At 62.5% G+C, this 26,241-nt stretch carries 23 protein-coding genes and 1 pseudogene; 17 read left to right on the forward strand and 7 right to left on the reverse strand.

What is annotated here, in order from left to right; all coding sequences use genetic code 11:
* The first annotated feature begins 3 nt into the window (after window positions 1-3).
* From BLW62_RS16285 to BLW62_RS16300, 4 genes are all read left to right on the forward strand, one after another.
* Window positions 4-1,173: a DUF7118 family protein gene (locus tag BLW62_RS16285; RefSeq protein ID WP_090508087.1), complete on the forward strand. Its 1,170-nt coding sequence runs from the start codon at window positions 4-6 to the stop codon at window positions 1,171-1,173.
* A 108-nt stretch (window positions 1,174-1,281) separates the two neighbouring features.
* Entirely contained in the window at window positions 1,282-2,535 is a 1,254-nt protein-coding gene (locus tag BLW62_RS16290) for a sensor histidine kinase (RefSeq protein ID WP_090508088.1), read from the forward strand.
* A gap of 67 nt (window positions 2,536-2,602) precedes the next feature.
* Entirely contained in the window at window positions 2,603-3,016 is a 414-nt protein-coding gene (locus BLW62_RS16295) for a universal stress protein (protein ID WP_090508089.1), read from the forward strand.
* A gap of 76 nt (window positions 3,017-3,092) precedes the next feature.
* Complete coding sequence (locus BLW62_RS16300; protein ID WP_090508090.1) at window positions 3,093-3,581, forward strand: HPP family protein; 489 nt, start codon at window positions 3,093-3,095, stop codon at window positions 3,579-3,581.
* Window positions 3,582-3,694: 113 nt separating this feature from the next.
* On the opposite strand, the gene BLW62_RS16305 is transcribed toward BLW62_RS16300, so the two are convergent.
* The 3 genes from BLW62_RS16305 to glmM form a co-directional block, all read right to left on the reverse strand.
* Window positions 3,695-4,408, reverse strand: a complete 714-nt coding sequence (locus BLW62_RS16305) for a DICT sensory domain-containing protein (protein ID WP_217630538.1) — start codon at window positions 4,406-4,408, stop codon at window positions 3,695-3,697.
* A 2-nt stretch (window positions 4,409-4,410) separates the two neighbouring features.
* Window positions 4,411-4,806 carry a DUF7344 domain-containing protein gene (locus BLW62_RS16310; RefSeq protein ID WP_217630539.1) on the reverse strand — a complete coding sequence of 132 codons (396 nt, stop codon included), beginning with the start codon at window positions 4,804-4,806 and terminating at the stop codon, window positions 4,411-4,413.
* Window positions 4,807-5,000: 194 nt separating this feature from the next.
* A complete protein-coding gene (gene glmM / locus BLW62_RS16315) occupies window positions 5,001-6,365 on the reverse strand; it encodes a phosphoglucosamine mutase (protein WP_090508091.1) in 1,365 nt (454 codons plus the stop codon).
* A gap of 81 nt (window positions 6,366-6,446) precedes the next feature.
* Here glmM and BLW62_RS16320 point away from each other — a divergent pair, with 81 nt between their 5' ends.
* The 4 genes from BLW62_RS16320 (at window position 6,447) to BLW62_RS16335 (ending at window position 9,708) form a co-directional block, all read left to right on the forward strand.
* Window positions 6,447-7,418: an HVO_0234 family beta-propeller protein gene (locus tag BLW62_RS16320; protein WP_090508092.1), complete on the forward strand. Its 972-nt coding sequence runs from the start codon at window positions 6,447-6,449 to the stop codon at window positions 7,416-7,418.
* Window positions 7,419-7,545: 127 nt separating this feature from the next.
* Window positions 7,546-8,049 (forward strand): hypothetical protein, encoded by a 504-nt coding sequence (locus BLW62_RS16325; RefSeq protein WP_090508093.1) that lies wholly within the window; start codon window positions 7,546-7,548, stop codon window positions 8,047-8,049.
* A gap of 102 nt (window positions 8,050-8,151) precedes the next feature.
* A complete protein-coding gene (locus BLW62_RS16330; protein WP_090508094.1) occupies window positions 8,152-9,006 on the forward strand; it encodes a ribose-phosphate diphosphokinase in 855 nt (284 codons plus the stop codon).
* Window positions 9,007-9,171: 165 nt separating this feature from the next.
* Window positions 9,172-9,708: a heme NO-binding domain-containing protein gene (locus tag BLW62_RS16335; RefSeq protein WP_090508095.1), complete on the forward strand. Its 537-nt coding sequence runs from the start codon at window positions 9,172-9,174 to the stop codon at window positions 9,706-9,708.
* A 39-nt stretch (window positions 9,709-9,747) separates the two neighbouring features.
* Here the strand turns inward: BLW62_RS16335 and BLW62_RS16340 are convergent, their stop codons facing one another.
* Together BLW62_RS16340 and ileS are read right to left on the reverse strand one after the other, a co-directional pair.
* Window positions 9,748-11,817, reverse strand: a complete 2,070-nt coding sequence (locus BLW62_RS16340; protein ID WP_090508096.1) for a hypothetical protein — start codon at window positions 11,815-11,817, stop codon at window positions 9,748-9,750.
* Window positions 11,818-12,049: 232 nt separating this feature from the next.
* Entirely contained in the window at window positions 12,050-15,259 is a 3,210-nt protein-coding gene (ileS, locus tag BLW62_RS16345; RefSeq protein ID WP_090508097.1) for an isoleucine--tRNA ligase, read from the reverse strand.
* A 152-nt stretch (window positions 15,260-15,411) separates the two neighbouring features.
* Between ileS and BLW62_RS16350 the strand changes: the two genes are divergently transcribed.
* The gene (locus BLW62_RS16350; RefSeq protein ID WP_090508098.1) at window positions 15,412-16,299 is read left to right on the forward strand and encodes a polysaccharide deacetylase family protein; all 888 of its coding nucleotides are present in this window, start codon (window positions 15,412-15,414) and stop codon (window positions 16,297-16,299) included.
* 76 nt (window positions 16,300-16,375) lie between these two features.
* Here BLW62_RS16350 and BLW62_RS16355 read toward each other — a convergent pair whose 3' ends face one another.
* A complete protein-coding gene (locus BLW62_RS16355; protein WP_090508099.1) occupies window positions 16,376-16,615 on the reverse strand; it encodes a DUF8151 family protein in 240 nt (79 codons plus the stop codon).
* Window positions 16,616-16,770: 155 nt separating this feature from the next.
* Here BLW62_RS16355 and BLW62_RS16360 point away from each other — a divergent pair, with 155 nt between their 5' ends.
* The 3 genes from BLW62_RS16360 to BLW62_RS16370 all read left to right on the forward strand — a co-directional run bounded on the left by BLW62_RS16360 (window position 16,771) and on the right by BLW62_RS16370 (window position 18,464).
* Window positions 16,771-17,391 carry a uracil-DNA glycosylase gene (locus tag BLW62_RS16360; RefSeq protein ID WP_245726736.1) on the forward strand — a complete coding sequence of 207 codons (621 nt, stop codon included), beginning with the start codon at window positions 16,771-16,773 and terminating at the stop codon, window positions 17,389-17,391.
* A gap of 272 nt (window positions 17,392-17,663) precedes the next feature.
* Window positions 17,664-18,083, forward strand: coding sequence for an HIT family protein (locus BLW62_RS16365; protein ID WP_090508101.1), 420 nt, complete (start codon window positions 17,664-17,666; stop codon window positions 18,081-18,083).
* 150 nt (window positions 18,084-18,233) lie between these two features.
* Window positions 18,234-18,464 (forward strand): hypothetical protein, encoded by a 231-nt coding sequence (locus BLW62_RS16370; protein WP_090508102.1) that lies wholly within the window; start codon window positions 18,234-18,236, stop codon window positions 18,462-18,464.
* A 37-nt stretch (window positions 18,465-18,501) separates the two neighbouring features.
* Here BLW62_RS16370 and BLW62_RS16375 read toward each other — a convergent pair whose 3' ends face one another.
* Window positions 18,502-19,509, reverse strand: coding sequence for an A24 family peptidase C-terminal domain-containing protein (locus BLW62_RS16375; RefSeq protein ID WP_090508103.1), 1,008 nt, complete (start codon window positions 19,507-19,509; stop codon window positions 18,502-18,504).
* A gap of 226 nt (window positions 19,510-19,735) precedes the next feature.
* Between BLW62_RS16375 and BLW62_RS16380 the strand changes: the two are divergent.
* The 5 genes and pseudogenes from BLW62_RS16380 to BLW62_RS16405 form a co-directional block, all read left to right on the forward strand.
* Window positions 19,736-20,209, forward strand: a pseudogene (locus tag BLW62_RS16380) (helix-turn-helix domain-containing protein); the annotation flags it as partial.
* A gap of 286 nt (window positions 20,210-20,495) precedes the next feature.
* Window positions 20,496-21,119 carry a rod-determining factor RdfA gene (rdfA, locus tag BLW62_RS16385; protein ID WP_090508105.1) on the forward strand — a complete coding sequence of 208 codons (624 nt, stop codon included), beginning with the start codon at window positions 20,496-20,498 and terminating at the stop codon, window positions 21,117-21,119.
* A 124-nt stretch (window positions 21,120-21,243) separates the two neighbouring features.
* Complete coding sequence (locus BLW62_RS16390; protein ID WP_090508106.1) at window positions 21,244-23,187, forward strand: archaea-specific SMC-related protein; 1,944 nt, start codon at window positions 21,244-21,246, stop codon at window positions 23,185-23,187.
* 1,022 nt (window positions 23,188-24,209) lie between these two features.
* Window positions 24,210-24,980: an IclR family transcriptional regulator gene (locus tag BLW62_RS16400; protein ID WP_090508108.1), complete on the forward strand. Its 771-nt coding sequence runs from the start codon at window positions 24,210-24,212 to the stop codon at window positions 24,978-24,980.
* 95 nt (window positions 24,981-25,075) lie between these two features.
* Window positions 25,076-26,239 (forward strand): acyl-CoA dehydrogenase family protein, encoded by a 1,164-nt coding sequence (locus tag BLW62_RS16405; RefSeq protein ID WP_090508109.1) that lies wholly within the window; start codon window positions 25,076-25,078, stop codon window positions 26,237-26,239.
* Window positions 26,240-26,241: the final 2 nt, after the last annotated feature.

Genomic DNA, 26,241 nt, shown 5'->3' on the forward strand with positions numbered 1-26,241 from the left:
CCAATGAGCGAGCGCGTTCACTCCCCCGGTGACGACGCGAGTCGCGACGATCACACGGCACGTGAGACACTCGAGGCCGCGCGCGAGCGCTTCGAGCAGGCAGAAGCACGGATCGACGACGCCGGCGGTGACGCCGTCGCGGAGGCGGCTGAAGCCTACCGCGACGCGACCGACTTACTCGAGTCGTACGTCGACCGGGCGACCGGAACCGGCCGAGAAAATTTTCAGGCGTACCTCGAACTCGAGGGGAAGTTCGACTCGCTCGTTTCGGAGCTCTCCGACGAACTGAGGGGGAGAGAGGCGTTCGAGGATGCGCTAGACGCGATCGACAAGCGCCGGCTCAGCGAGTCGGATTTCGAGCGAGCGCACGAGGCGCTCGAGCCGGCCGAACAGTACGCGCAGTTGCTCGAGGAGCGCGAGGCGGCCCGGGAGGCGATCGACGAGGCGCGGACGAACGCTGCGAAACGCTATCGGGCGTTGGGCGAGGAAATCGACGCCCACGAGCGACTACTCGAACTCGGGAACGCGGATATCGACGCGCCGGTCGAGGAGCTTCGAGCACCGCTCGAGGCGTACAACGAGGCGATCGACGAGGCGTTTACGGCGTATCGGCTGGAAGCGTCGGCCCGCGAGGTGTTCGCCCTGCTCGAACGCAGTCGCTGGTACCCCTTCGTCGAGTATGAACAGCCACCGGACGATCTGGCTGCGTACGTTCGAGACGATCCGGCCGGCGAGTACACGATTCCAGAACTCCTCGAGTACGCCGACTACTCGCGGTCGAAACTCGACCACTACGTCGACAGTGCGGACGAACTCAAGCGGCAAGTGGCGACCCAGCGGACGTTTCTCGACGGCATCGACGCCGGCCCGCTCAGACTCGAGTGGCCGCCGACGGAGGCACCCGTCTTGCGGCGAAAAACCCGGGAAATTCGGCCGTTCGTCGAGCGAGTCGCGGACGAGGAGACCGTCGCCCGAGTGCGTGAACTCCGTCGGTTGACGACCGACTCCGAGTTCGACTTTGACCGCTTACAGACGGCGGCTCAGGCCGTCGACCAGCTCACACCGACGGAGCGCGACCGACTGGCTGACGGTCGCGTCGCGGCCGAACTCGAGGAGCTGCGGTCGGAGCGAGCGCGACTCGAAGCGGCACTCGACGTCGAGGACCCGATCTGAGACTGGAGTGCTCGCGACAGCGGTAGTAGCCGCTCGGACTGACTGTCTTCCGAGTCTTAACAATTCACATCGCACTATTATTATGTCGGTGCGCCGTACCCGGTGGCAATGAGTAACTGGAACCGCCTCTTGAGTGCACTGGGTGTCGTTTTGCTGGTTATTGCGGGGGGTTCGATCACGTACACGCTGCTCATCAAGGGAAACCACCTCAGTGCGGCGTTGCTCGAGGCTGCCATCGACTCGATTCTGATCGGGGTCCCGGGGATCGCGATGGTGTACGCCGGGACATGGTTACCGTCGACGACAATTCTCCCCGAGTTGTACTCGCGTATTGTGGCATGGACTGGCGGGGGAATCGCCGTCATGGGACTCATCGTCGGCCTCCGCGAACTTCACCCCGGCGTCGAACTCACGCTCACGGGCGGCACGCAGGTAATTTTACTCTCGATCAGTTCGGTGACCGGACTCCTCGTCGGCGTCCTGAACGCCCGTACCCACACGCAGGCGAAGGCGCTCGAGCGAAAGAACCGTGAACTGAAACGAAAGTACGAACTCGAGAAGCAAAACGAACGGCTGAGACGAACCGAACGCCGCCTCGAAAACGCGATTACGGAACTCGAGGCGTCGAACGAACGCTTAGAGGAGTTCGCCTACGCCGTCTCGCACGACCTCCAGGAGCCGCTTCGAATGGTGACGAGTTACCTCCAGTTGCTCGAGCGACGGTACGGCGACGAACTGGAGGAAGACGGCGAGGAGTTCGTCGACTACGCCGTCGACGGCGCCGAGCGAATGCGAGCGATGATCGACGGCCTGCTCGAGTATTCACGCGTCGAAACGCGGGGAGATCCTTTTGAGTCGGTCGATCTCGAGGCCGTCCTCGACGACGTGTACACCGATCTCCAGTTCAAAATCGAGGAGACCGACGCGGACCTCGAGCGTGCGCCGATGCCGACCGTTCACGGCGACGAGGCGCAATTGCGACAACTGTTCCAGAACCTGCTCACGAACGCGATGGTGTACAGCGGCGAGGGGACGCCCCGGATTCGAATTTCGGCCGAACGGGACGGGCCGCTGTGGACCGTTTTCGTCAGCGACGATGGAATCGGGATGGACCCGGATAACACCGACCGAATCTTCGACATTTTCCAGCGACTGCACACGGCCGACGAACAGTCCGGATCGGGGATCGGATTGGCCGTCTGTAAACGCGTCGTCGAACGCCACGGCGGCGACATCTGGGTCGATACCGAACCCGGCGTCGGATCGACGTTTTTCTTCCAACTGTACGATTCGGATCGAGCGGATCTCGCCCCTGCCGGCGACAGCACGCTCTCACAACCGGAATCGAATCCCGGCGAGTGACTGTGCGTCCCGTCGCCCGGCTGCTGGGAGGCGATAACTGAAGGCAATCGCTGCCGTACGCTCCGATATGACGCGCCACCTGCTCGTACCGATGGACGACTCCGAGCCGGCTCGCGGGGCGCTCGAGCACGCGCTCACGGTCTTTCCCAACGACGAGATCACGGTCGTCCACGCCATCGACGACCTCGAGTCGGCTTACGGCGGCGGCTCGCCGGTCGACGCTGACACCGACGCTGGAACGCCTGAACCCGACTTCTTCGCGGACGTGCGCACGATCGGCGAGGAGTACGACAACGAGGTTGCGACCGCCGTCGTCGAGGGAACGTCTGCGACCGCGATCCTCGAGTTCGGTCGTGAGCACGGCGTCGACCAGATAATTATGGGCAGTGAGGGTCGCTCGGGCGTCTCTCGAGTGCTCCTCGGCAGCGTCGCCGAAGCCGTCACGCGACAGTCTGAGATTCCAGTGACGATCGTACCCTGAGACGAACCCTGTGGCACCTCGGGTTCGACAATCGGTGAACCAGCGGGGTTTTTCTGCTGACGAACGAAGCACGGCCATGGACGACCGGGTTGGGACGACGTTGCACACCGGCCTCTTGCTGTCGACGACGGCAGCGCTCTCGTGGCTGCTTGGCGTGCCGATGTTGTTTCCGAGTCTCGGTCCCTCCGCGTTCGTGCTGGCGCTCTTTCAGCGAAGCGACGCGACGCGACCGCGACGCGTCATCGGCGGACACCTCATCGGCGTCGTCGCCGGGCTACTCGCCTATCACCTGCTCGCCAGCGGCGTCACGATGACGAGCGCGGCCGACCCCGGCTCGATCGAGGGACTCCGACTCGCAGTCAGCGGCGTCCTCGCGACGATGGTGACGGCCGGCGGCATGCTCGCGACGGACACTCGTCACCCGCCCGCCTGTGCGACGACGCTCATCGTCTCGCTCGGGCTGTTGACGACGCTGCTCGAGGGCGCGTTGATCGTCGGGGCGGTCGTCATCCTCGTCGCGGTCCACCTGCTGGTGCTTCGAACACTCGAGACACTCTATCGCTAATTGCTCCCTTCGAGACACTCCATCGCTGACCAAACATCGGCTGGGACAGTCACGCGGGTGTTCGTCGAGGCGTCCGGTCGTCGATCACTCGAGCCGACGTCCACAGTGAGCGCTCAGTTCGTGGCTTGGGTGTCCTCGAGTGTAGCGGCGATTCGAGCGACGACTGCCTCGTCGTCGGTCCAGAAGCCGTCGTACCCCTCCGATTGTTCTTGAGCGAGGAGCCCGCAGGCGTGCTCGCGGTCCGTTCCACCGTCGTAGGCAAGGACCCAGTATCGCTCGAGCGCGTCGGTCGGGTAGGGTCGATACGTGAGACCCTCGATCTCCGGTGGGTCCCAGTCCGGAACCGCGTAAATATCGATCTCCACGGCGGTCTCCGTCGCGAGGTGCCGGTACACCTCGATCTGGGGACGGAAGGCTGAGAGCGTCTGGAAGCCGACGTGGAGGCTGCCGCTGCTGACTCGCTCGGCTCGGTCCTCGATCTCCCGGCTGACCGCGAGGAGTTGCCGGCGATCGAGCGCGCTGAACACTGTCTCGTCCAGCGCGTCGAAGAGCATCTGATAGCCCGCTGAGATACGCTCGTCGTCACCCGGACGGTGGATCGGTGGCTCGAACAGCGTCTCGAGGCTCTCCAGACTGAGTGCGCCGACGAACTCGCCGTCCGTTTCGATCACCACGAACGGTTCGGGAACGGCCGGTGAGAGGGGTTCGTGATCGACGCTGACGTTGTGCGTCGCGAACATCCGTTCGACGTCCGTCCGTTCCCCATCGCGATAGACGGTGAGCGTGAGTGCTGAGTTCCGCCGCTCGTCGAGTAACGTGTCGAACACGATTACCCACGCTGGCGGCGCTCAGTTTCGATACTCGCTTCGATGAGATCACGAACAACGGGGTCGAGCGACTCGAGATGGACGGTTCCTCGTGTCACGTCGTAGCGTATCAGGTCGGCCTCGACGAGGAAGGGGAGATCGGCGTGAACGAGTCGAATTCTCCGCTGTTCGTAGTCGGCCGGCGTTCTCATCGTCTCCGAGTCGGTCGCATCCCAGCCGGTGAGGGCGGTGGCGAGTCGCTCGATCGTGTATTGCTCTTTGTCGAGTAACAGATACAACACTCGCCGTCGCTCACTCGAAGCGAGCGCACGATAGAACGAATCGTCGGCCAATCGCTCCGTCCGTTCGAATACGGGCCGTCGTTCGCGCCGATTCGTTTCCTCGAGATCGTCCCCCATAATGGGCACTCTACGCCTGACGATCAAATAAGAATTTTTACAATATCGAAAAAATGTCCACACGGGATACCAATCCGATCGAACTGATTGTACTAGCTCGACGTCTCGTCGTGGACACTCGAGTGCTCCTCTCGAAACGTATCGACGAAAATTCGTTCGAGGCGACGTCGACCGACGCGAGTCGAGACCGAAGATTAGGCGTCGGCTTTCGCGTCGGCGACCGTCTCGTAGAGTTCTTCCGCGAGTTCCTGTGCGCGCGCGCCGTCTCGAGCCTCGGCGTAGATGCGGACGAGCGGTTCGGTACCCGAGGGGCGTGCGAGCACCCATGCGTCGCCGTGGTCGAGTCGGTAGCCGTCGCGGGTGTTGAGTTCGGCGTCGGATTCCTGGGCGTGATTGGCCGCGGCGTCGATCATCGCGTCGCGTTCAGCCGTCGACTCGTACTCGATGTTGAAGCGAACGTTCGCGTAGTCGTCGTAGGGTGCGACGATCTCGCTCGCCGGTCGGTCGGCGACCAGTTCGAGGAACCGTGCCGCGGTGAACGCCCCGTCGCGCGAGAGTCGGAACGAGGGGAAGAAGATGCCGCCATTGCCCTCGCCGGCGATCGGCACGCGTTCGCCGTTAGCCTCGAGTTCCTCGATTCGCGTGATGATGTTCGTCGAACCGATAGGCGTCAACTCGAGGTCGGCACCGATCTCGGTGACCACGTCCACCAGTCGCTGGGAGACGTTGACCGCGGAGACGGTCGTCTCGCCGGCCTCGAGTTCCGCGGCGGCGAGCGCGGCGAGGGCCGCATCGCCGACGATGTACTCGCCGTTTTCGTCGTAAAAGATAGCCCGGTCAGCGTCGCCGTCGTGGGCGATTCCGACGTCGGCGTCCGTCGCGCGGACGAGTTGGCCCAGATCCTCGAGATTGTCGGGGACTGGCTCGGGGTCGCGTCCGGGGAAGTGGCCGTCTGGTTGGCTGTTGACGGTGACGACGCGACAGCCGAGTTCGCGGAAGAACTCCGGGCTCGTGAGCGATCCCGCCCCGTGGCCGGGGTCGAGGGCGACGGTGAGGTTTGCGTCAGCGATGGTCTCCCCGTCTGCGGCCTCGAGTAACTCGTCGACGTAGGCGCGTCGAACGCCCTCGACTTCCTGGACGCGGCCGGTTTCGTCCCACGGCGCGACGGTGGCCGACTCGGCGAGTAACACGTCTTCGATGCCCTCTAAGTCCGAGACGGCGAGTTCGATCCCATCGCGGCCGACGAGCTTGATGCCGTTGTACTGGGGTGGGTTGTGCGAGGCCGTGATCACTATCACGGGGATCCCCTCACGTTCTGCGTAGAACTGTGCGCCCGGCGTGGGAATGATGCCGATTCGGTCGACGTCCGTCCCGGTACTCGCGAGCCCGCTCGACGCTGCGTCGGCCAACATTCGCCCCGTGTAGCGCGTATCTCGCGCGATAGCGACCCGGTCGGCTCCCCAGGCCGTCCCCGCCGCTTTTGCGACCCGCAGGACGAACGCGGGCGTCAACTCCTCGTTGGCGACGCCGCGCGTCCCGCTCGATCCGAACACTTGCATGGATACTACTCAGACCGGACTCCTCAAAGGGATTCCGAAGCAGACAGAACGTTTTCGGCGCGCGGGCACGAGCGTCCACGTATGGACTCGATCGAAGAGAAACGCGTCTACGGCGACCGCGAGGGGGCCATTGAGGGATACGTCGCGAGTTCGATCGGCGTCGTCCGCGTCCGCGTCGCCGGCGACACCGTCGGCGAATTCGGGCTCTGTGACCGTTGTGACGCCCGCGACGTTGCAGCGACTGACGATACCGTCGCGATCGCGACCGACGACGACGTTCGCGTTTTCCACCTCGAGCGCGGCGCTGGCGAACGCGATCAGTCTGCCGAGGACGCCGAAGGCAGCGACGAGACGTTTGTTTCCACCGATTTCGGCCCCGCCGTCGCCGTCGGGTTCCACGGGGGAGACCTGATTGCGGCCACTCCCGACGGCGAGCTCGCCACGCGTTCGCTCGAGAGCGTGGGCGACTCACTCGACGCCGAGACGGACGCCTGGACCACCGTCGACCGCGGCGATCTGGGACACGTTCGCGCGATCGACGGCGGGCTCGTCGGCACCGAAAACGGTGTCTACCGACTTCACGACGGCCACCTCGACCACGCCGGACTCTCTGACGTTCGAGACGTCTCCACGGCTGGCGTCCCGCTGGCTGCGACCGCCGACGGCCTCTACAAACTCGGCAACGGCTGGATGGAAGTCCTCGAGGGCGAGTTCGACGTCGTCGCGGCCGATCCCCGAACCGAACCCGGGCAACTCACTCGCGCACACGCCGTCTCGGGCGAGACGGTCTACGCGTACGGTGGGGCCGATGCGTACGGTAGGGTCGACGCGTCCGAAGGCGACGGTGCGTCCGAAGGGAACGACTCGTGGTACGCGTACGACCGCTCGAGCGAACCGATCGTCGGCCTCGGCTACGGCGAGACGGTCTACGCCGTGACGAAACGCGGGACGTTCCTCGCTGGCACGCCGGAGGGGGGAACCGATTCGTGGCGCTCACAGACGCTCGGCGTCGGTGATGTCACTGGACTTGCTATTCTTCCGACGAGCGGATAACTGCTAGTGACGGCTCGAACGCGGTTGTAGAGTCGCTATTCGGACTCTCAAACACCATAATTATCAAAACCGAGAACATCATCGTCTGACGATACTTTAACTATCTTCGCTCCCATCGCTCTCACGTATGCGTGGGATAACACGACGGCAACTCCTCACGGGAACCGGTGTCGGACTCACCGGTGTCGTCGCTGGGTGCACGAGCAGCGATGGTGACGACGAGGGCGAAGACGACGAATCGAACGAAGAGAGCGAAACGGAGAGCGAAACCGACGACGAGGGATCGATCCTCGGTGACATCGTCGTCGACAACTCGAGTGACTCGAGTCACACGGTCGACGTCATCGTCGAGTTCGACCGCGAAACCGAGTCGTGGGTGACCGAATCGCTCGAGGGCAACGACTCCGTGACACTCGAGCGAGAGTGGCCGAACGATCCCGGGTCGATTCGCGTCACGGCCCGTCTCGACGAGGGCGAGCCGATGGAGACGACGCCCGAGCAGTGGAACGAACCCGACTGTCTCGACCTGTTCGTTCGGATCGACGACGACGAGGTGACGTTCCTGAGCGACACGAACAACGACACCTGCGGCGAGGATCCGGCCGATATCGACGACGCCGAAGCAGAGTAGCACACTCGACAGACTGGCGGGTCACTCGAGCGCCCGTCTCGAGCAAGCGTTTCAGGCCAACAGAACGAAAACTGGTTTATTCTCCGTGCGCTGGACTCGAGTATGACGACCATCGTCAGCGGATCCACGTCCCAGTCGTTGGCCGCTGCACTCGCACGCGACCTCGAGGAACCGCTCGCCGCCGTCGAGTACAACCGATTTCCGGACGGCGAAGTACTCGCCTCCGTTCCGAACTTCGACGACGACCGCGCCATCGTCGTCGCCTCGACGGTCTCGAGCGACGCACACCTCGAAGTGCTCCAGTTACAGGACGCCGTCCGCGAAGCCGGCGCGTCCGAGGTCGTGACGGTCTTGCCGTACATGGGCTACGGCCGACAGGACACCGCGTTCGAGGCGGGCCACCCCATCTCCGCACGGGCCGTCGCTCGCGCGATTTCGACCGGCGCGGATCGCGTCCTGACCGTCAACCCCCACGAGGAGGCGGTGTGTGACTTTTTCGAGCCGACGGCGACGGCCGTCGACGCGGCGGGACGACTGGCCGATCCGCTCCCTGAGGACCTCGCGAACCCGGTCTTTCTCTCGCCCGACGCGGGTGCGATCGATCTCGCCAAAACCGTTCGTGACACCTACGGTGACGGCGACACCGACTACTTCGAAAAGACGCGACACTCGGGCACCGAGGTCGAAATCACGCCGAGCGACGTGGACGTCGCGGGCCGCGACGTGGTCGTCACCGACGACATCATCGCCACCGGCTCGACTATGAGCGAAGCCGTCGCCGTCTTACAGGAACGAGACGTGGGCAACGTCTTCGTCACCTGCGTCCACCCGTTGCTCGCTCGAGACGCCGTTACCAAGCTCTCTCGAGCAGGCGTTTCGGCAATCTACGGAACCGACACGATCGAACGCCAGACGAGTACCGTCTCGGTTGCGCCGGCGATTGCAGCGAAACTCTAAGGAGACACGACGGTTCAGCTCGCTCTGACTCCGGGATATCACTCAAAACTTTGGACAGTCTGTAACTATTATATAGGTGCTACACTGATTCGGTGGTATCCAGATCGGGTTCGTTCACACGGCACAAACGAACACTTCCCAATCAACACGCCATTCCAACCGATTATGCACGGAATCGTCCACAAGACGCTCAAGGAGTACGCCATCGACCGCACCGACGAAGAGACCTGGGAGACGATTCTCGAGCGCGCGGATCTCGAGCCGACGCTGTATCTTCCGGTCTCCTCGTACGAGGATCACGAAATACAGGCTATTCTCTCGGCCATCACGTCGATGGCGAGCCAGGACCGCCGCCAGATCGAACGCGACTTCGGCCGAGCGCTTGCCCCCGAACTGCTCTCGACGTTCAACGCGCACGTTCGCACCGACGACTTCATCGCGTTCCTCGCCGCCCTCGAGTCGATTCGAGGGGACGTCGACGAGGCGACGACCGACGCCTCGCTCCCGTCGCTCACCACGACTCGCGAGTCCACAGACGACGTTCACCTCGCCTATCGAACGCACCGCGAGCCGGCGTACTGCGGACTGGCTCAGGGTGTACTCGAGGGACTCGCCGATGAGTTCGACGCCGAGGTGACGATCGTGAAAACGGCGTGCGTCCACGACGACGAGTCGGCCTGTCGCTACCAGCTCACGCGGTGACAATTTTTCTCGAGAAAGCGAGCGGGTCGCGAACTCAGGTCAGCGTCGTCGACCGAGCAGCCCGATTCGGAGTGCGACGCTGATCGCGAGAAGACCGGCGACGACGCCGAACCCGGGTATCGACTCGAGTTGCGCCACTGTGCCGCCGACGGTCACTGTCGCGGTTTGCTCGCCCGCGGCGACCTCGTAGCGAGTCTCCTCGTCGAACGTCAACTCCACCTCCGTGGTCGCCGTCTCGCCGGGTGCGAGCGCGACCGGAGCGCCGTCGACGATACCGTCCGCGGTTCGAAACGAAAGCGTCCCGGCGGCGGGCAGGTCGCCGGCGGCCTCGACCGTGGCGACCGCCGTCGCCGACTCTCCGGCGTCGACGCTACTCGGCTCGACCTCGAGGTCCTCGACGCTCAGACTCGGACTCGAGCGAACGAACACCGTCAGGCGCTCATCGCCGACGCGAACGTCGGTGACGCCGGGTTCGCCTGGCTCCCACGAGAGCGTCTCGGTCGCCGTTTCGCCGTCCTTGAGCGCTCGCTGCTCGCCGTCAACGAGTTCCGTTCCGACCTCGAGCGTCACGCCGGCCGTGCCAGCCTGCTCGTCGGTGTTCTCGACGTCGACCGGCACGGTGACGGTCTCGCCCTCGGGAACCGCCAGTACGCCGTCGCCGTCGGTCTCGAGACCGTCGATTTCGTCGCTCTCCCAGTACTCCCACTCCTCGCCCGCGACGTCGATCGACGGCGCGTCGAGGGTGGTCTCGACGCTCGAGCGCGGCTGCTCGAATGCGTCAGTGTGTGCCCCCTCGCTCCACATCTTGGGCGTTTCCGCTGTCTGCGTGTACGCTTCGGCGACAGCCCGGACGTCCTCGCCGCCCGCGTCCTCGAGTGCGGAGCGGAACGCTTCCTGACTGATCTCCGCGTGCTGGGCGTTGGTCTGCCTGAACACGTCCTCGAGCGTTCGATCGCCGTCGGTGGCCACTCGCAACTGGCGGTCGATTTCGCCGTAGACGAGCGGCCCCTTCACGTAGTCCGTCTCGCTTTCGTCCCACGTCGTCGGCTCCGCAAGCGTTTCGTCGGCGTACGGTGGCTGTTCGCCGCGTTCGAGGAAGTCTGCGAACTCGTCGAAGCTGATCAGTCCTTGCTCGAGGGCGAGCGAGGCGGCGTAGTACTCGGCCTGAGCCTCGACGAGCCACTCGGCGTCGCTCGTCGTCGCCGACGTATCGTAGCCCTGGCGAACGTGAACGTACTCGTGAAGCCAGACGTTCGAGGCCTCCTCGAGTTCGGCGTCGGCGCGCACCCACGCGTCGGAGTCGCCGTACTGGACGCCTCGTGGCCCCCAGTCGGCGTCGGTCGGAGCCGCGACGATCAACGTCTCGTCGCTTCGCGGACCGAGTTCGAGGTCCCCGCTGGCCGTCTCGAGCGTGTCGAGCACGTCTCCGGGCTCCTCGGTCATATCTGCCGCGTCGGGTACTGCCAGCGTGATCGTCTCTCCGTCGACGGTTCGCTCGTATTCCTCGAGCGAGCCGAAGAATGCGACGTCACTGCCGGCCGTTCCGTCGCCGTCGATCGACACCGTCTCCTCGACGCCGACGGCTTCGGATTCCGGCACCTGCAGCGAGTAGCTCACGTCGGGAACCTGCACGAGTCCCCACTCGCCGGTGTCGACGAAGGAGTAGCCGCCGTCTGCGTGGTCGTGGTGATGTCCGTCGTCCGTTCGATCAGCCGGCATCGCGTACTCGATCGAGGGCTCTGCCGTCGTCTCGTCCCACCGATACGTTCCGTCGCTACCCTCTTCGAACCCGTCGAGGGCCTCGAGTTCCGCGTCGGACTCGAGGCCGACTTCGAATCCGTGGACTCCCTCGGGCGGCTCGAACGTCGTTTCGACGCCGAAGACGTCCGAGTCATCCGGTATGTGGGTCAGTTCGGTTCGTTGCTCCATCACGTCGTCCTCGTCCGCCATCGCGCTCGTGCCGTCGGTCACCTCAGCGGCGAACGCCGGATCGCTCGTATCCGCGTCCGTAGCCGATGCCGACGAGAACTCGCCCGCTCCGACGACACCCGCGGGAAGGCTCGCACACAGGAGGACGACGAAGACGAAGACTGCACCTCGAGTTGTCACTATACCACTCTGTCGAGTCAATTACCATTACTGTTGTGACATCGTGACTGTCGGTATGGCCCGTTCACGGCCGTACTCGAGAGGAACACCCGACGTTCTGAAGCAACTTGTCAGCCTTCCGCCTCAGCAGACGCTAACGGCTCAGACTCCACCTTTTTCTCGTCAGGTTCGCTCCGCTCACCCCGCCTCGAAAAATCTGGACCAAAAAGCTGCCTCGCTCCGCTCGGCAGTCCTAATCGGACGCCTCAGCAGACGCTAACGGCTCGAGTGCAATCTCCATCGTCACACCGTCGACATCCCACGCTTTGCGAGCGCCGGCGTCGACCTCGAGGTCACCGAGTTCGTCGGCGCGGACTTCCTCGCGGACGAGGGCCATCCGTTCGTCGACGAGGCTCGCGACGCGGTCGTCGTCGATCGAGAGTTCCAGCGCGATTCGCTCCTCGACGTCGAGTTCGAGATCCTTTCGCATCTCCTGGACGCGGCGGATGACCTCTCGAGCGTAGCCCTCGCTCTCGATGTCGTCGGTCAACGAGGCGTCGACGTAGACGACGCCGCGGTCGTCGCCGTTCAGGCCGAATGCGGTGCCGGCGATGTCGTCTGGCGTCTGCGTGACGAACGACACCATCGACTCCTCGATCGTCTCGTCGTCCTCGAGCACGCCGGAGACGGCGTCCTCGAGTTCCTCGAGGGACGGTTCGTCGATCCGGGCCTCGTTGAGCGCGTTCATGACTTCGCCGGCGCGGCCACCGAAGGCTGGCCCGAGTTCGCTCATATCGGCCTCGGCGCTGTAGTCGAGTTCGCCCCAGCGATCTTCCGGCGAGACGAGTTCGATCTCGCGGGCGTTGAGCCGATCCTCGAGCAAGTCGGTGTGACGGGAAACGGCGTCGACGACGCGCTGGTCGTCGGCCGCGACGACGACGCGTGGAACCGGCCAGCGAAGCTTTCGTCCGGCCTGCTGGCGGGCGTTCGCGCCGGCTTCCTCGATCCCGCGGAGGATAGCGACGTCTTCCTCGAGTTGCTCGTCTTCGAAGGCCGACTCGACGGTCGGCCAGTCTTCCATGTGAACCGTCGGATGAGCCGAGTCGTCGGTGAGCGTGCCGTAGATTTCCTCGCTGATGAACGGCGCGTAGGGGGCGAGCAGGACGACGCTTTCTCGCAGGACGCGGTAAATCGTCGCGTAGGCGGCCTCCTTGGATGCGCTGTCTTCTTCCTCCCACATGCGTTCGCGGACGGCCTGCACGTAGAATCGGGAGACGTCCTCGACGACGAACTCGAGGAGAGCATTGACTGCACGGTCCTGTCGGAACTCCTCGAGGTGCTCGGTCATCTCGGCTTTCGTCGACTGCAGGCGGGCGAGCACCCACTCGTCGACCAACTCGAGGTCGTCCTCGAGGTTCGCCAGTTCGGTTTCCTGTGGATCGAAGCCGTCGAGACGCATGTACGGCAGCGGGAACCGGAAGACGTTCCAGAGCGTCCGGAGGTTGTCCTCCATCGTCTGCATGCCGTCCCACGAGAAGCGCATATCGTCGCCCTGCGGGTTGTTCGAGAGCAAGAACAGCCGCATTACGTCGCGGCCGTGGCGGTCGATGGCCTCGTGTGGGTCGACGAGAATGTCCTTGGACTTGCTCATCGCGCGGCCGTCTGGCATGAGCGCGTGGCCGTGCATCAGGACCTGTTCGTAGGGACTCTCGCCGAGGGCGGCCGTTCCCATACCGAGTTGGGACCAGAACCAGCCCCGCGTCTGGTCGTGAGCCTCGAGGATGAGATCCGCGGGCCAAAGCTCGTCGAATCGGCTGTCGTCCGAGGGATAGTCGAGGGTGCCCCACGAGGCGACCGAGGAGTCGAGCCAGACGTCGAACACGTCGGGAACGCGCGTGTAGGTCGTTCCGTCTTCGGTGATCGTCAGATCGTCGACGGTGTCCTTGTGGAGGTCGACCGTGTCGATGTCGATATCCTGATCGACGCGCTCGACGAGTTCTTCGCGGTCGCTGATGACGATTCGATCCGTATCGTCACCGTCCGCTGGCGTCCAGACCGGGAGCGGAATGCCCCAGTAACGCTGGCGGGAGACGTTCCAGTCGGGTGCCTCCTCAACGAAGTCACGGAAGCGGTTGTCGCGGGCCCACTCGGGGTGCCACTCGCTGTCCTCGATGTTCTCGAGCAGCTCGTCTTTGATATCCGTGATCGTGATGAACCACTGGTCGGTGACGATCTGGATGATGCCCGTATCACAGCGCCAACAGTGGCCGTAGCTGTGAGAGATCGTCTCCGAGGCGAGCAAGGAGCCGTCGGCCTCGAGATCGGCGATGATCCCCTCGTTGGCGTCGCGGACGAACTCGCCCTCGTACTCGCCTCCTTCGGCGGTGTAAACCCCGTCGCTGCCGACGGGACAGAAGATCGGGAACTCGAGGTCGCTCCCGCGCTCGAAGTCTTCCTCACCGTGGCCGGGTGCGGAGTGGACGAGTCCGGTGCCGTCGCCGTGAGTGTCGACGTAGTCGGCCGCGTAGACTTCACACGCGCCGTCGTGGTCCGGGTGGTCCGGAACGCGCTCGGCCATCGGGTGCTCGTAGGACCAGCCGAGTAAGTCTTCGCCGGTCAGCTCCTCAACGATCTCGTAGTCGTCGTAGCGCCCTTTCTGCAGGACGTCTTCGACTTTCGGCTCGGCGACGTACAGCAACTCCGTCTCGCCGTCGCTCGTTGCTTCGACGCCGACGTACTCGCCGTCCTCGTCGACGGCGACGAACGTGTTCGCGGGGATCGTCCACGGCGTCGTCGTCCAGATGACGAGCGAGCCGTCTCGGCCCGTGAGGTCGAATTTGACGTAGATCGAGGGATCCTCGACGTCTTCGTACTCGACTTCGTTGTTCGCGATCGCCGTCTCACAGCGCGGACACTGGGAAATCGAGCGATGTCCTTTCTCGACCAAGTCGCGATCCGCGGCGTTCGAAAAGCCCCACCACGCGGCTTCCATGTACTCCGGTTCGACCGTTCGGTACGGGTCGTCCCAGTCCATCCAGACGCCGAAATCCTGAAAGTCGGACTGGAGGCCCTCGAGTTGCTCGTCGGCGTACTCCTTGCAGGCCTCGATGAAGTTCTCCTCGCCGTACTCTTCGATGTCTTTCTTGTTCTCGAAGCCCAGTTGCTCCTCGACACGGGTTTCGATCGGCAACCCGTGCATGTCGTAGCCGGGTCGATCCGTTACGTCGTAGCCCTGCATCCGGAGGAAGCGAATGTACACGTCCTTCAGGGACTTGTTCCACGTCGTCCCCATGTGCGCCGACCCCGACGTGTACGGCGGGCCGTCGACGAAGAAGTACGTTTCACCGTCTGCCCGGTGATCGACCGTCTGCTGATAGGCGTCGACGTCGTCCCAGTAGTCGAACACTCGCCCCTCGAGGGCGTCGGGATCGTACTGGTCGTCGACCTCGCCGAACCTGCTCATACTGGGAGTGATTCGCTCCGACATTAAAGGGGAATCGGTCCTGCAGACGGTGAACCCGGGGCGGGCCGACCGTCGCCACACGATCCGTCGACCAACATTGTGTTGGTAACCCATAGCAAACAACTTGTACCAGCGCGCAGAACGCTCCGGACATGTCGAACGCCACCGTGTGCTTCTCGTATCACTTCGACGCCGTCTCGACGTGGCTCTGGTCGTACGACTCCTGGGACGCGCCCACGAGACACTCTCGGGGGGTCTTCGGGGCCGAAATCGCAGCCCACCGACTGCTCGACCTCCACGACGCCTACGACGTCGACTCTACGTGGTGCATTCCGGGACACACCATCGAGAGTTTCCCGGAGATTTGCGCCGAGGTCGCCGACCGCGGCCACGGCGTTCAACACCACGGCTGGACCCATCGCGGTCCCTCGACCTACGAGAGTCGGGAAGCCGAGAAGGCCGATATCGAGCGCGGAATCGACGCGATATACGACCTCACCGGCGAGAAACCGACCGGCTACGCCTCGCCAGCCTGGGACTTCTCCGAGCACACGCTCGAGATTCTCCTCGAACTGGGCTTCGAGTGGGACTCGAGCAAGATGGCGTCGGACTTCAAACCGCACTACGTCTACGACGACTGGAACGCGCCGGAAGACGGCCCATACGACCGGGGCGAGCCAACGGACATCGTCGAACTCCCCGCCTCGTGGCAGCGAGACGACTTTCCGGCGCTGACGTACACGTGGTCACAGCCCCACCGAATGGGTTACGTGAGCGAAGACTCGCTCTTCAGGCGGTGGTACGACCAGTTCGACTGGATGGTCGAGCACGTCAACGGCGGCGTCTTCGTCCTGACGTTGCACCCGCAGGTGATCGGGCAGGCCCACCGGCTCTCGCGTCTCGAGGATCTCCTCGAGTACATGTCGTCGACGTCCGGCGTCGAGTTCGAGACGATGGACGCCGCGGCGAGTGCGTTCCGCGCCGAACATCCGGACCCCGAGTCGTTCCGCGACGAGTACTTCTTCTCTCATCGCTCGTGAAACGACGAATCGGAACCATCACGACACGGCTGCAAAACGAACAAACGAACGTACGAACGATCGACAACGAAACGGATTACCGGCGGGCGAGCAGCTCGGGAAGCACTTTCTGGTACCCGATACCGTAGACGCCCGCGTAGAGCATGACGGCGCCAATCGCCGCGAGCCAGACGCCGACGGCGGCCTCGCCGGCGGTGAGATACTGGACGCTCGTGTACTCGACGACGACGCCGGCGGCAGTGAGGGCGGTCGCGACGAGCGCGTAGAGAAGCAGGACGATCAATTCCGCGAGCAGTTCCGGATTGGACGATGCCATTACTTCTCGAGAGTTGCTCGAGCGAGGTAAACATGTCCCTCCGGCGGCCACATGTTGTCGACCGAACCGAGCGGCCTAAACTGCTCGCGGCCCTCAACTCGAGCGTGTCCTTCGATTCGAACGCTGACGGCACCAGCGACCCTCCCTTCCCGTCGATGCGGAACGTGATCGAACCGAACTGCGAGCGCTGCCCGGCCCTCGCCGAACACCGCGAGTGTATCTCGTGGGGAACCGGCCCGCTCGACGCCGACGTGCTCGTCGTCGGCGAAGCACCGGGAGCCGGGATTCCCGACGCCGACACCTGGCGAGGCGGCAACTGGACCGGCAAGGCCTACACCTCGAGACACTCCGGCCGGCGCATTCGGCGAATCGTCGACCAGGTCGGCTACGGCGACGACGCCTACTACACCAACGCCGTCAAGTGCTTCCCCGCCGATCCGGACGATCCCTCGAGCAACCGCGAGCCGACGCCCGAGGAACGCACGAACTGCCGAACGCACCTCGTGACCGAAGTCGAGACGCTCGAGCCGACCGTCGTTTTGGCCACCGGAAAGCACGCGACGGCGTCCGTCCTCGCGGCCGAAGAGCGGGAACTGGACGGCTTCCTCAAGACCGTCCTCGAGCCCGTTCGCTGTTCCCGTCTCGAGACCTGGCTCGTCCCGATTCTCCACCCGTCCTATCAGGACGTCTGGATCGGCCGACTCGGCTATGAGCCGGCGGAGTACCTCGAGGCGATTCGGTCGACGCTCGAGGAGTTGTGTGACGGCGCTCCATAGCCGATACTGCACCGCTTACGACGAACCGTAGCGGAGCCGATGCCGAAAAATGGGTGGTGGCGATATGCGTTGGGATGCGTGATGGTGTGTTTCGTGACTGTGCAAGCGTACCCGTCGTCGGTGCGGGCACGTGCGTGTCAACGACAGAGGGTATTGAACACCACCGACGCTCACCCGCACTTGCGCCGATTTAACCCCAGTTTATCCGCTCGTCGCCCCGCGCGACGACACGGCGAGTAACCTTCATACAGCCGGCCGACACATACCTGCGTATGAGTACGATCTTCACGCAGATCGTCGAGGGTGACATTCCCGCTCGAATCGTGTACGAAGACGAGACGACAATCGCGTTTCTGGACGCGAACCCACTCGAGCCAGGACACACGCTTGTCATCCCGAAAGACGAGTACGAACGGCTGAACGACGTCCCCGAGGACGTTGCCTCGGATCTCTACGCGACGATCCATCGACTGGTTCCCGCCGTCGAGTCCGCCGTCGACGCCGACGCGACGACCGTCGCGTTCAATAACGGTGAAGCGGCCGGTCAGGAGGTTCCCCACGTCCACTGTCACATCGTTCCTCGCTTCGAGGACGACTCGAGCGGACCGATCCACGCTGTCTTCGACGGCCCGACCGACCTCGCGGACGACGAACTCGACGAGATCGCTGCCGACATCGAATCACGCGCGTAATTTGTTCGGACGCTCCGTTCCCGTCCGCTCGAGGAGATATCGGCCGTCGATCGAACCTCGGTCGAACTCGAGGACGGCCAGTTGCTCCTGATCGACCGTTCGCGCGCCGACTGCCGTGGTATTTTTACGATCCGCGCGCGAGATCCGCGTATGGTCGCCGATCTCGCCGCCCGCCTTCGTGGCTACCCGCTCGCGACGATCCTCGAACTCGGTAGCGTCGTCGTCTGCGCTCTGTTGTTCCTCGGAACGCTCGCGTTGCTCGCGAGTGGCCCGCCCGCAGGACGGGGTGATCCGTGGCTCGCCCTGATTGCTCTCGGCGCCGCGTTCGTCGTCTTCTGGACGGCGCTGGTGCCGCTGTACGAACGCTATCTGTACTCCTGATCCCAACCGGCCACCGTTCGGCGAACCGAAATCCGCGTTAGAAGAGCGTTCCGACGAGAACGTCACCGTATATCAACGCGAGCACCAGACCGAGGAAGACGGGCACGAGAAACGGCGTCCCCGGCGAAATCCAGACGGTCTCCTTTTCCGCGAGCACCTCGAGTCCCGTCCGCAACTCCGCGGGCGAGGTACCGTAGGCCGTCCCGGGAATGTCCTCGAGGAAGGCCTCGGCTCCCCACGGATCATCGTCGCTCGCGTCCGCTTCGGCCGCCTCGGATACCTCATCGTCGGCCACGGCCGCCCCGCCGTCGCTGCGAACGTCCGCGTCGACGGCTCCGTCGGTCGGCGGATTCGGCTCGTCGGGCAGTGTCGCCGGATCGCGGTATCGATCCGGCCGCTCCCGAACGTCCTCGAGGGTGAGGCCGCGCCAGCGGAGGTACATCCGCAACGCATCGAGGTCGAGTCCGCCACGAGACCGTCCCGACGGGTCCTCGAGCAGTCTGCCGTGCGTTTCGGGAACTCGGTCCCACGAGACGGGCCAGCCGATGAACATCACGCCGTTGAATCGTCCCGCGAGGGCGTTCGCGACCACGAGTGCGATCGGAATGGCGATGCCGATGACGACGGCGTTCGTCAGGATCGTGAACGAAAACGTCTCGATCGGCGTCACCGTCAGCGGAAACGTCATCGAACCGATTTCGTAGTGTGGGTACGTCGGAAACAACAACGCCAGTACGAGTAACGCCTTCGCGTCCGCTCCGCCGAAACCGCCGAACCACCAGAACAGGTAGGCGATCGGGACGACGAAGCCGAGACTCACCGCCGTCGGGAGGAGGAACTCGTAGGCCCAGACGGTCGCCTCCGCGTTCCAGGCGAGCCAGCCGTCCCAGACGAGCAACACGCTTCCGAGAAACGCAAGCGGGATCCAAACGGCACTCGAGACGCGTCTCGTTTTAACGTCGCGAACTGCAGCCCAGGCGAAGACGGGAAGCGCGACGAGGCGCAGGAGATCGGGAATCGTCGCCTCGCTACCGGCGAGTATCACACCCGCTTCTCTCGAGCGCGACAGTGTTATTGTTTCGACCTCGATGTCAGTTACACTCGCAATTCGACCGCCACCACCCATCACCCACCACTCACCACCCACTACCCACCACCTACCGCCCACCACACACCTCCCACCGTCCACCTCTCACTTCTCACATCTCACTACTCTCATCACGTCTCCAAAAGCGTTAGAACTTTTTACTCAGAACTCCTACCGGGGAGTAATGGATCACCTCGAGGACCTCTCCGTCGACGAACTGCACGCCGCACTCGAGAACGTCGAGGGGAAAAAGCCGACACAGCGCTTGCTCGCAGCGATTGCCTACAAAAATGGCGTGACACAGACAGAACTCGCAGACTGGCACAACGTCGAGCGAAAGACGATCTACAGTTGGCTCAACAGACTCGACGCGGAGTCACTCGAGGCGGCCGTCGAAGACGAACACCGGCCCGGCCGACCGCGAAAACTCTCCGAAGACGAGCGACTCGAGTTCGAACGAACGGTACAGGAGTCCCCACCCGATGCGTACGATGTCGGTTCGGGTTGGAGTCCGTCGATCGTCCAGCAGTATTTAGTGGACACCTACGACGTCCACTATTCGCTGCCGAGTTGCCGTCGAATACTGAAAGAAGTTGGATTCGAATATCGAGAACGGACTCGGACAAATAGTCTGGAAAGACGAAACGAATCCAATGAGCAGGCTGGTAACGAACGAAATCATCCCGGAAAGTGGGTTTTAGAGTAGTATAGGTCTACCATTCCACATAAGTAGATTTTGATAATTGTCATGGAATCGTTCGATATTGGCCTCTCTCTGTCGAATTATCGCGCTAGGTAACACGCTCCACCTCGCGATTATTAACTAGTGGGTAACTACTTTTGCTTTGAGCTTCACTCGTTGCGGGAGTCGTCCCCTCCTTCCGTATAGTTCGACGACACGAACTCCGAAACAGTAAGGATGCTGTGCCCACCTCTCGAAAACGATGGCTCCAGCGGAATCAGACGACGAGCAACGTCGGACCAGAGGCGGGAAAGTCGCACGCGTGATTCAGCAGTACGACCTCGAGGGGTTCGGTGCCGAGTTAGAACGCGCCTGGACTGCTGATGGCGAGGAGCGACGCAGTCTCAGAGCGCTCGCCGCCGACGTCAATCACGAACTCTTGCGGGCGTCGATTCGTCGGGCGGACGGCGATTCGCTCGAGGCCGAACTCGGCGCCCTCTATCACGGTCTCGTCGACGAGGACGTTAGTTCGGCGGATCAGACGCGTATCCGCCGTCGTCTCGAGCGTCGCGGTGTCGACGTCGACCAACTCGAGTCCGACTTCGTCTCGTATCAGGCGGTTCGGACCTACCTCACGAAACATCGCGACGCAACCTACGAGAAGCCCGAGACGGACCGCCTCGACGAGACGAAGACCACGATCGAACGCTTGCGGAGCAAGACCGAGACTGTCTCGGAAAACCGCCTCGAGCGCCTCGAGCGCGCCGACGAGTTGGCCATCGGTGACCTCGCCGTTACCGTCGACGTGCGGGCGACGTGTCGCGTGTGTGGCGCGCAGTACACCGTCACCGAACTCCTCGAAGAGCACGGCTGTGAGTGTTCGTGATCGGTCCGTCGACTCGAATCGGTGTGCCGACCGTCCGATCGCTTCGTGTATAACACAGGTACCAGTGTTATCTCTGGGAATCGCAGTGCTATCTTTTTTGTACTCAGCCGTCGGTCATTCGTGCATGGTAACTAATTCCCTCGAGACCAAATCGCTCTCTCTCGAGGCGTCGAACGTGGGGGGTATCGACGAGACGGCTGTGCGACTGTCATCGGACGTCACGGTGCTCTCGGGCCGAAATGCGACGAATCGAACCTCGCTTTTACAGGCAATCATGGCCGTCCTCGGTAGCGACAACGTCTCCGTCAAAGCCGACAGTTCGACGGCACACGTTTCGCTCTCGATCGACGAGGAAACGTACACGCGGACGATCTCGACCGAAAACGGGACGCGACAGACGGGGGGCGATCCGTACCTGGAGGACTCGACGCTGGCGGATCTCTTCGCGTTTTTGCTCGAGTCGAACGACATTCGTCGGGCGGTCACGACCGAGCAGGATCTCCGGGAACTCATCATGGAACCCGTCGACACGGACGAGATCGAGGCCGAAACCGAACGCCTCGTTCAGAACCGAGCGGAGATCGCCGACGAACTCGAGGAACTCACGTCGTTGAAACAACGACTCCCCTCTCTCGAGGAGCAACGTACGGAGCGTCGAGACGAGATCGAATCGACGAAAGCGGAACTCGCAGACCTCGAAGCACAACTCGACGACCACGACGCCGACGTCGCGGAAACGCGAGCGGAGAAAAACGAAGTCGAACAACTCCTCGCCGATCTCCGAGAGAAACGAAGTTCGCTCGAAGATGTCCGATACACCCTCGAGACCGAAAAACGGAGTCTCACTTCGCTTCGATCCGAACGCTCGGAACTCGAAGCGGAACTCGAGGACCTGCCAGCACCCACCGCGAGTACGCGTTCCGAACTCGAATCGGAAATTTCGTCCCTGCGAGAGCGAAAGCAGCGCCTCGAGTCCGAAATTAGCGACGTCCAGAGCGTCGTCCGCTTCAACGAGGACATGTTAGATGGAAATACACCGTCACTCCTCACCGACGCTCGATCCGACACTGACGGCCCGGTGACGGACGCGCTCGTCTCCGAGGAGACGGTTACCTGCTGGACCTGTCACAGCGAGGTCGAAGTCGACCAGATCGAAACGACCGCGGAGATCCTTCGAGACCGGTGTCAGGAGAATCTCGACGTCGTCAGCGATCTCAAATCCGAAATCGCTGCCCTTCGAGACGAGAAAGCCGACCTCGAGGAAACGGCACAACGACGTACCCAAATCGACCGTCGTATCGACGAACTCGAAAACGAAATCGAAGACACCGACGAGCAAATCGACGACCTCGCCACAGAGCGCGACGACCTGCGCGAAGAGATTGCCTCGCTCGAAGACGAAATCGAGTCGAAAGAAGACGACTCCTACGACGCGATTCTCGAGATCCACCGCGAGGCGAATCAACTCGAGTACGACCTCGGTTCCCTGGAGAGCGACCTCGAACGCGTCGAGGACGAAATCGAGTCGATCGAGTCGAAACTCCGGCGTGAGGACGACCTCGAGGCGGAGCACGCACGGCTCAAAGACGAAATCGAAGAGATGCGGATGACGGTCGAACGGATCGAACAGCAGGTGATCGACGAGTTCAACGAGCACATGGACACCGTCCTCGAGTTGCTCGATTACCGGAATCTGGAACGGATATGGTTAGAACGGGCGGAGACGGACGTTCGCGACGGTCGCCAGATCGTGACGAAGAGCACCTTCACCCTCCACGTGATCCGCCAGACCGAAAGTGGCACGGCGTACGAGGACACCGTCGAACACCTCAGCGAGAGCGAACGCGAAATCACGGGATTGATCCTCGGATTGGCTGGCTACTTGGCACACGACGTCTACGAGACCGTCCCGTTCGTGCTGTTGGACTCACTTGAGGCGATCGACTCCGAACGAATCGCGACGCTCATCGATTATCTCACTGAGTACAGTCCGTCGCTGGTCGTCGCGTTGCTCGAAGAGGACGCTGCAGCACTGGACGACGAGTATCGATACGTTTCAGAGATCTAATTGAAGGAGCTTCGTTTCTGGAATCTATGTTCGTCGCTCGTTTTGCATTCGTTCGATCGACCGAGAGCGTCGTTCGGCTCGCCCGCTGTCGTCTCCGGTCGATCGCTGTGGTCGAACAGTGGTACCAGTGTTATCGATTGCGTGCAGGCCTGTCTCGTTCCTCGCCCCACTGTTGCTCGAAGATTCGATTCCGTTCACACTGTTGTTCGACACGATCTTAGAATGTGGTCGATTGTACTGGCAACTGCTAATTATTTTGAACCCCGTCTAGCCATATCTCGGTCTTGTTGGACCTGGTTTTGGTTATCCCGAAAACACGGTTACGCTTTTCACGAGGAGTTCCAATTGTGGGAACCCGCCAGTAGCGGACCGATTGTCCCTTGTTGTGCCTCAAGCGGTCGAAAACTGTCGTCGTCGTCGCGAGCGTACACGGTATGTATCAGTATCTGCCCGGTTACGTGAACTCGACGTGTCTCTAGTCAGTGTCTAGCCACCTATGTTATATCGAAACGTCTTCCTGAAGTTGGCCGTTCTCTCGAATTGGATTCGACGATTCCGAAACGGCCGTCAAATTTCGTCTGTCGCTACTACGTGTGCGTTCGACTCGACACCATTTCGTCGCTGTCTCGGCGGCAACCGCCTCTCTACCGTCTGGATTCCCGATATACGATGGCTGATGCGGGTTGGTCGATCGTACTGTCACTTCTTCGACGAACCCCTCTCCTATCGATATGCTCACTCCACTCACACTCTTCGCTAGATTTCGCTTTCCGTTTCTTTGCCCAAATTACCGTTCCTCGCGCCACCACGAACCTGTTTCGTCGTTCTCGAGACGAGTCGTAACGCCAACTTGTTGAAGAATCTCGCCGTGAGTAGATTTCGGTGTGACCGAATAGTTGTGGCCACGTCGAGAGCCGAATATCGAATTTCACGCTACAACACTCAGAAACCCTATATTCACCACTTCTCCTGGTCCGGATCATCAAAGAGTATATGTACATTCACCTACTGTAATATAGACAATGACACGCAAAACCGATAACGGACGCCGGATCAAGGCGACAGAAACGACCTTCGCTGTCGTCGAAACGCTGGCCGACCTCGAGTGTGCACGATTGTCGGACATCGCCGCCGAGGTCGGAGTCGCGAACAGCACCGCTTCGGAACACCTGTCGACGTTGCAAGACCACGGTTACGTCGTCGAGGATGACGATGGGTACCGACTCGGTCTGCGGTTTATGGATACGGGGACGCAGGCCAAACGCTACTACGATACCCTCCTCTCGGCGTCGAAACCGGTGTTAGAACAACTGGTCAACGACACCGGCGAGACGGTGAACCTCATCACGAACGAGAACAATATGGCCGTCTACGTCGACCGCCTGTTCGGCACTCGAGGCGTCCCGACCGACTCGTGGGTCGGCAAACGACGACCGTTGCACATGCTCGCGGGCGGCAAAGCGATTCTCGCTGAGTTACCCGAGGAGGAACTCGATGCGGTCGTCGAGGAACACGGCTTCCCCGCGGCCTCCGAGCACACGATCACGTCTCGAGACGAACTCGAGGCGGAACTCGAGACGATACGCGAGGAGGGCATTTCGTTCAACGACCGCGAGTCCCACAAGCAGATTCGGGCCGTCGGGACGGCAATCGTCCTCGACGACGGCGTCTACGGCTCCGTCTCGATCGCCGGCCCAGCACAGCGCTTTCGGGGGTCGTACTTCCGCGAGGAACTGCCGAACATGCTGTTAGGCGTCGTCAACGAAATCGAACTCAAACTCACGTACCGCTGACGTCCCGGTCGGTTTTCGTGTCATCCGTTTCTGTCACGTCCTCTCGGCTCGCTCGAAACAAAGGTCTATATCGCCACTCTCGTTAGATCTACGTAATGCTCGACTTCGTCAACGTAGAAGACGACCTCGCGGAGGAAGAACGCATGATTCGGGATACGGCTCGAGAGTTCGTCGACGAACGCGTCAAACCGGACATCGGCGAACACTTCGAGAACGGCACGTTCCCCACCGACCTCATCACTGAGATGGGCGATCTGGGCTTTTACGCCCCGAATCTCGAGGGGTATGGCTCGCCGAACGTCTCCGAAACCGCGTACGGACTACTGATGCAAGAACTCGAGGCCGGCGACTCGGGGCTGCGCTCGATGGCTTCGGTGCAGGGTGCCCTCGTCATGTACCCCATCCACGCCTACGGGAGCGACGAACAGAAAGAGGAGTGGCTCCCGGCGATGGGCCGCGGCGAGGCCATCGGCTGTTTCGGGCTGACAGAGCCTGAACACGGCTCGAACCCCTCGGCGATGGAGACGTATGCTGAAGCCGACGGTGACGGCTACGTCCTGAACGGCGCGAAAACCTGGATCACCAACTCCCCCATCTCCGATGTGGCCATCGTCTGGGCGCGCGATCGCTCGAGCGAGGACGACCCGGTCCGAGGCTTCCTCGTGGAGACCGACCGCGACGGCGTCTCGACGAACAAGATTACGGAGAAGCTCTCACTGCGCGCGTCGATCACGGGCGAGATCGGCCTCAACGACGTCCACGTCCCCGAAGAAAACGTGCTGCCGGGCGTCTCGGGTATGAAGGGGCCGCTGTCGTGTCTCACACAAGCCCGGTACGGTATCGCCTGGGGAGCCGTCGGCGCGGCCCGCGACTGTTTCGAGGAGGCGCGTCAGTACGCCCAGGATCGCGACCAGTTCGGCGGCCCGATCGGGCGCTTCCAACTCCAACAGCGCAAACTCGCCGAGATGGGCACCCAGATCACGCTCGCCCAGTTGCTCGCACACCGCCTCGCCGAACTCAAAGAGCGCGGCGAGATGCGCCCCCAGCACGTCTCGATGGCTAAACGCAACAACGTGCGAACGGCGCGCGACCAATCCCGGATCGCCCGCGAGATGCTCGGGGGCAACGGCATCACCACGGATTACTCGCCGATGCGTCACATGGCCAACCTCGAGACGGTCTACACCTACGAGGGCACCCACGACATCCACACGCTTGTGCTGGGCGAGGCGTTCACCGGGCTCAAAGCCTACCAGTAGCG

Source organism: Natronorubrum sediminis (assembly GCF_900108095.1).
Classification (GTDB): Archaea; Halobacteriota; Halobacteria; order Halobacteriales; family Natrialbaceae; genus Natronorubrum; species Natronorubrum sediminis.

What these genes read in the sequence shown, in the direction of transcription:
- BLW62_RS16350 (WP_090508098.1), top strand. Translation starts at nt 15,412, where the DNA reads ATGTCGAACGCCACCGTGTGCTTCTCGTATCACTTCGACGCCGTCTCG.
- BLW62_RS16320 (WP_090508092.1), top strand. Translation starts at nt 6,447, where the DNA reads ATGGACTCGATCGAAGAGAAACGCGTCTACGGCGACCGCGAGGGGGCC.
- BLW62_RS16400 (WP_090508108.1), top strand. Translation starts at nt 24,210, where the DNA reads ATGACACGCAAAACCGATAACGGACGCCGGATCAAGGCGACAGAAACG.
- BLW62_RS16370 (WP_090508102.1), top strand. Translation starts at nt 18,234, where the DNA reads ATGGTCGCCGATCTCGCCGCCCGCCTTCGTGGCTACCCGCTCGCGACG.
- BLW62_RS16365 (WP_090508101.1), top strand. Translation starts at nt 17,664, where the DNA reads ATGAGTACGATCTTCACGCAGATCGTCGAGGGTGACATTCCCGCTCGA.
- BLW62_RS16290 (WP_090508088.1), top strand. Translation starts at nt 1,282, where the DNA reads ATGAGTAACTGGAACCGCCTCTTGAGTGCACTGGGTGTCGTTTTGCTG.
- BLW62_RS16285 (WP_090508087.1), top strand. Translation starts at nt 4, where the DNA reads ATGAGCGAGCGCGTTCACTCCCCCGGTGACGACGCGAGTCGCGACGAT.
- BLW62_RS16360 (WP_245726736.1), top strand. Translation starts at nt 16,771, where the DNA reads ATGCGGAACGTGATCGAACCGAACTGCGAGCGCTGCCCGGCCCTCGCC.
- BLW62_RS16325 (WP_090508093.1), top strand. Translation starts at nt 7,546, where the DNA reads ATGCGTGGGATAACACGACGGCAACTCCTCACGGGAACCGGTGTCGGA.
- rdfA (WP_090508105.1), top strand. Translation starts at nt 20,496, where the DNA reads ATGGCTCCAGCGGAATCAGACGACGAGCAACGTCGGACCAGAGGCGGG.
- glmM (WP_090508091.1), bottom strand. Translation starts at nt 6,365, where the DNA reads ATGCAAGTGTTCGGATCGAGCGGGACGCGCGGCGTCGCCAACGAGGAG.
- BLW62_RS16330 (WP_090508094.1), top strand. Translation starts at nt 8,152, where the DNA reads ATGACGACCATCGTCAGCGGATCCACGTCCCAGTCGTTGGCCGCTGCA.
- BLW62_RS16295 (WP_090508089.1), top strand. Translation starts at nt 2,603, where the DNA reads ATGACGCGCCACCTGCTCGTACCGATGGACGACTCCGAGCCGGCTCGC.
- BLW62_RS16355 (WP_090508099.1), bottom strand. Translation starts at nt 16,615, where the DNA reads ATGGCATCGTCCAATCCGGAACTGCTCGCGGAATTGATCGTCCTGCTT.
- BLW62_RS16310 (WP_217630539.1), bottom strand. Translation starts at nt 4,806, where the DNA reads ATGGGGGACGATCTCGAGGAAACGAATCGGCGCGAACGACGGCCCGTA.
- ileS (WP_090508097.1), bottom strand. Translation starts at nt 15,259, where the DNA reads ATGAGCAGGTTCGGCGAGGTCGACGACCAGTACGATCCCGACGCCCTC.
- BLW62_RS16390 (WP_090508106.1), top strand. Translation starts at nt 21,244, where the DNA reads ATGGTAACTAATTCCCTCGAGACCAAATCGCTCTCTCTCGAGGCGTCG.
- BLW62_RS16300 (WP_090508090.1), top strand. Translation starts at nt 3,093, where the DNA reads ATGGACGACCGGGTTGGGACGACGTTGCACACCGGCCTCTTGCTGTCG.
- BLW62_RS16335 (WP_090508095.1), top strand. Translation starts at nt 9,172, where the DNA reads ATGCACGGAATCGTCCACAAGACGCTCAAGGAGTACGCCATCGACCGC.
- BLW62_RS16405 (WP_090508109.1), top strand. Translation starts at nt 25,076, where the DNA reads ATGCTCGACTTCGTCAACGTAGAAGACGACCTCGCGGAGGAAGAACGC.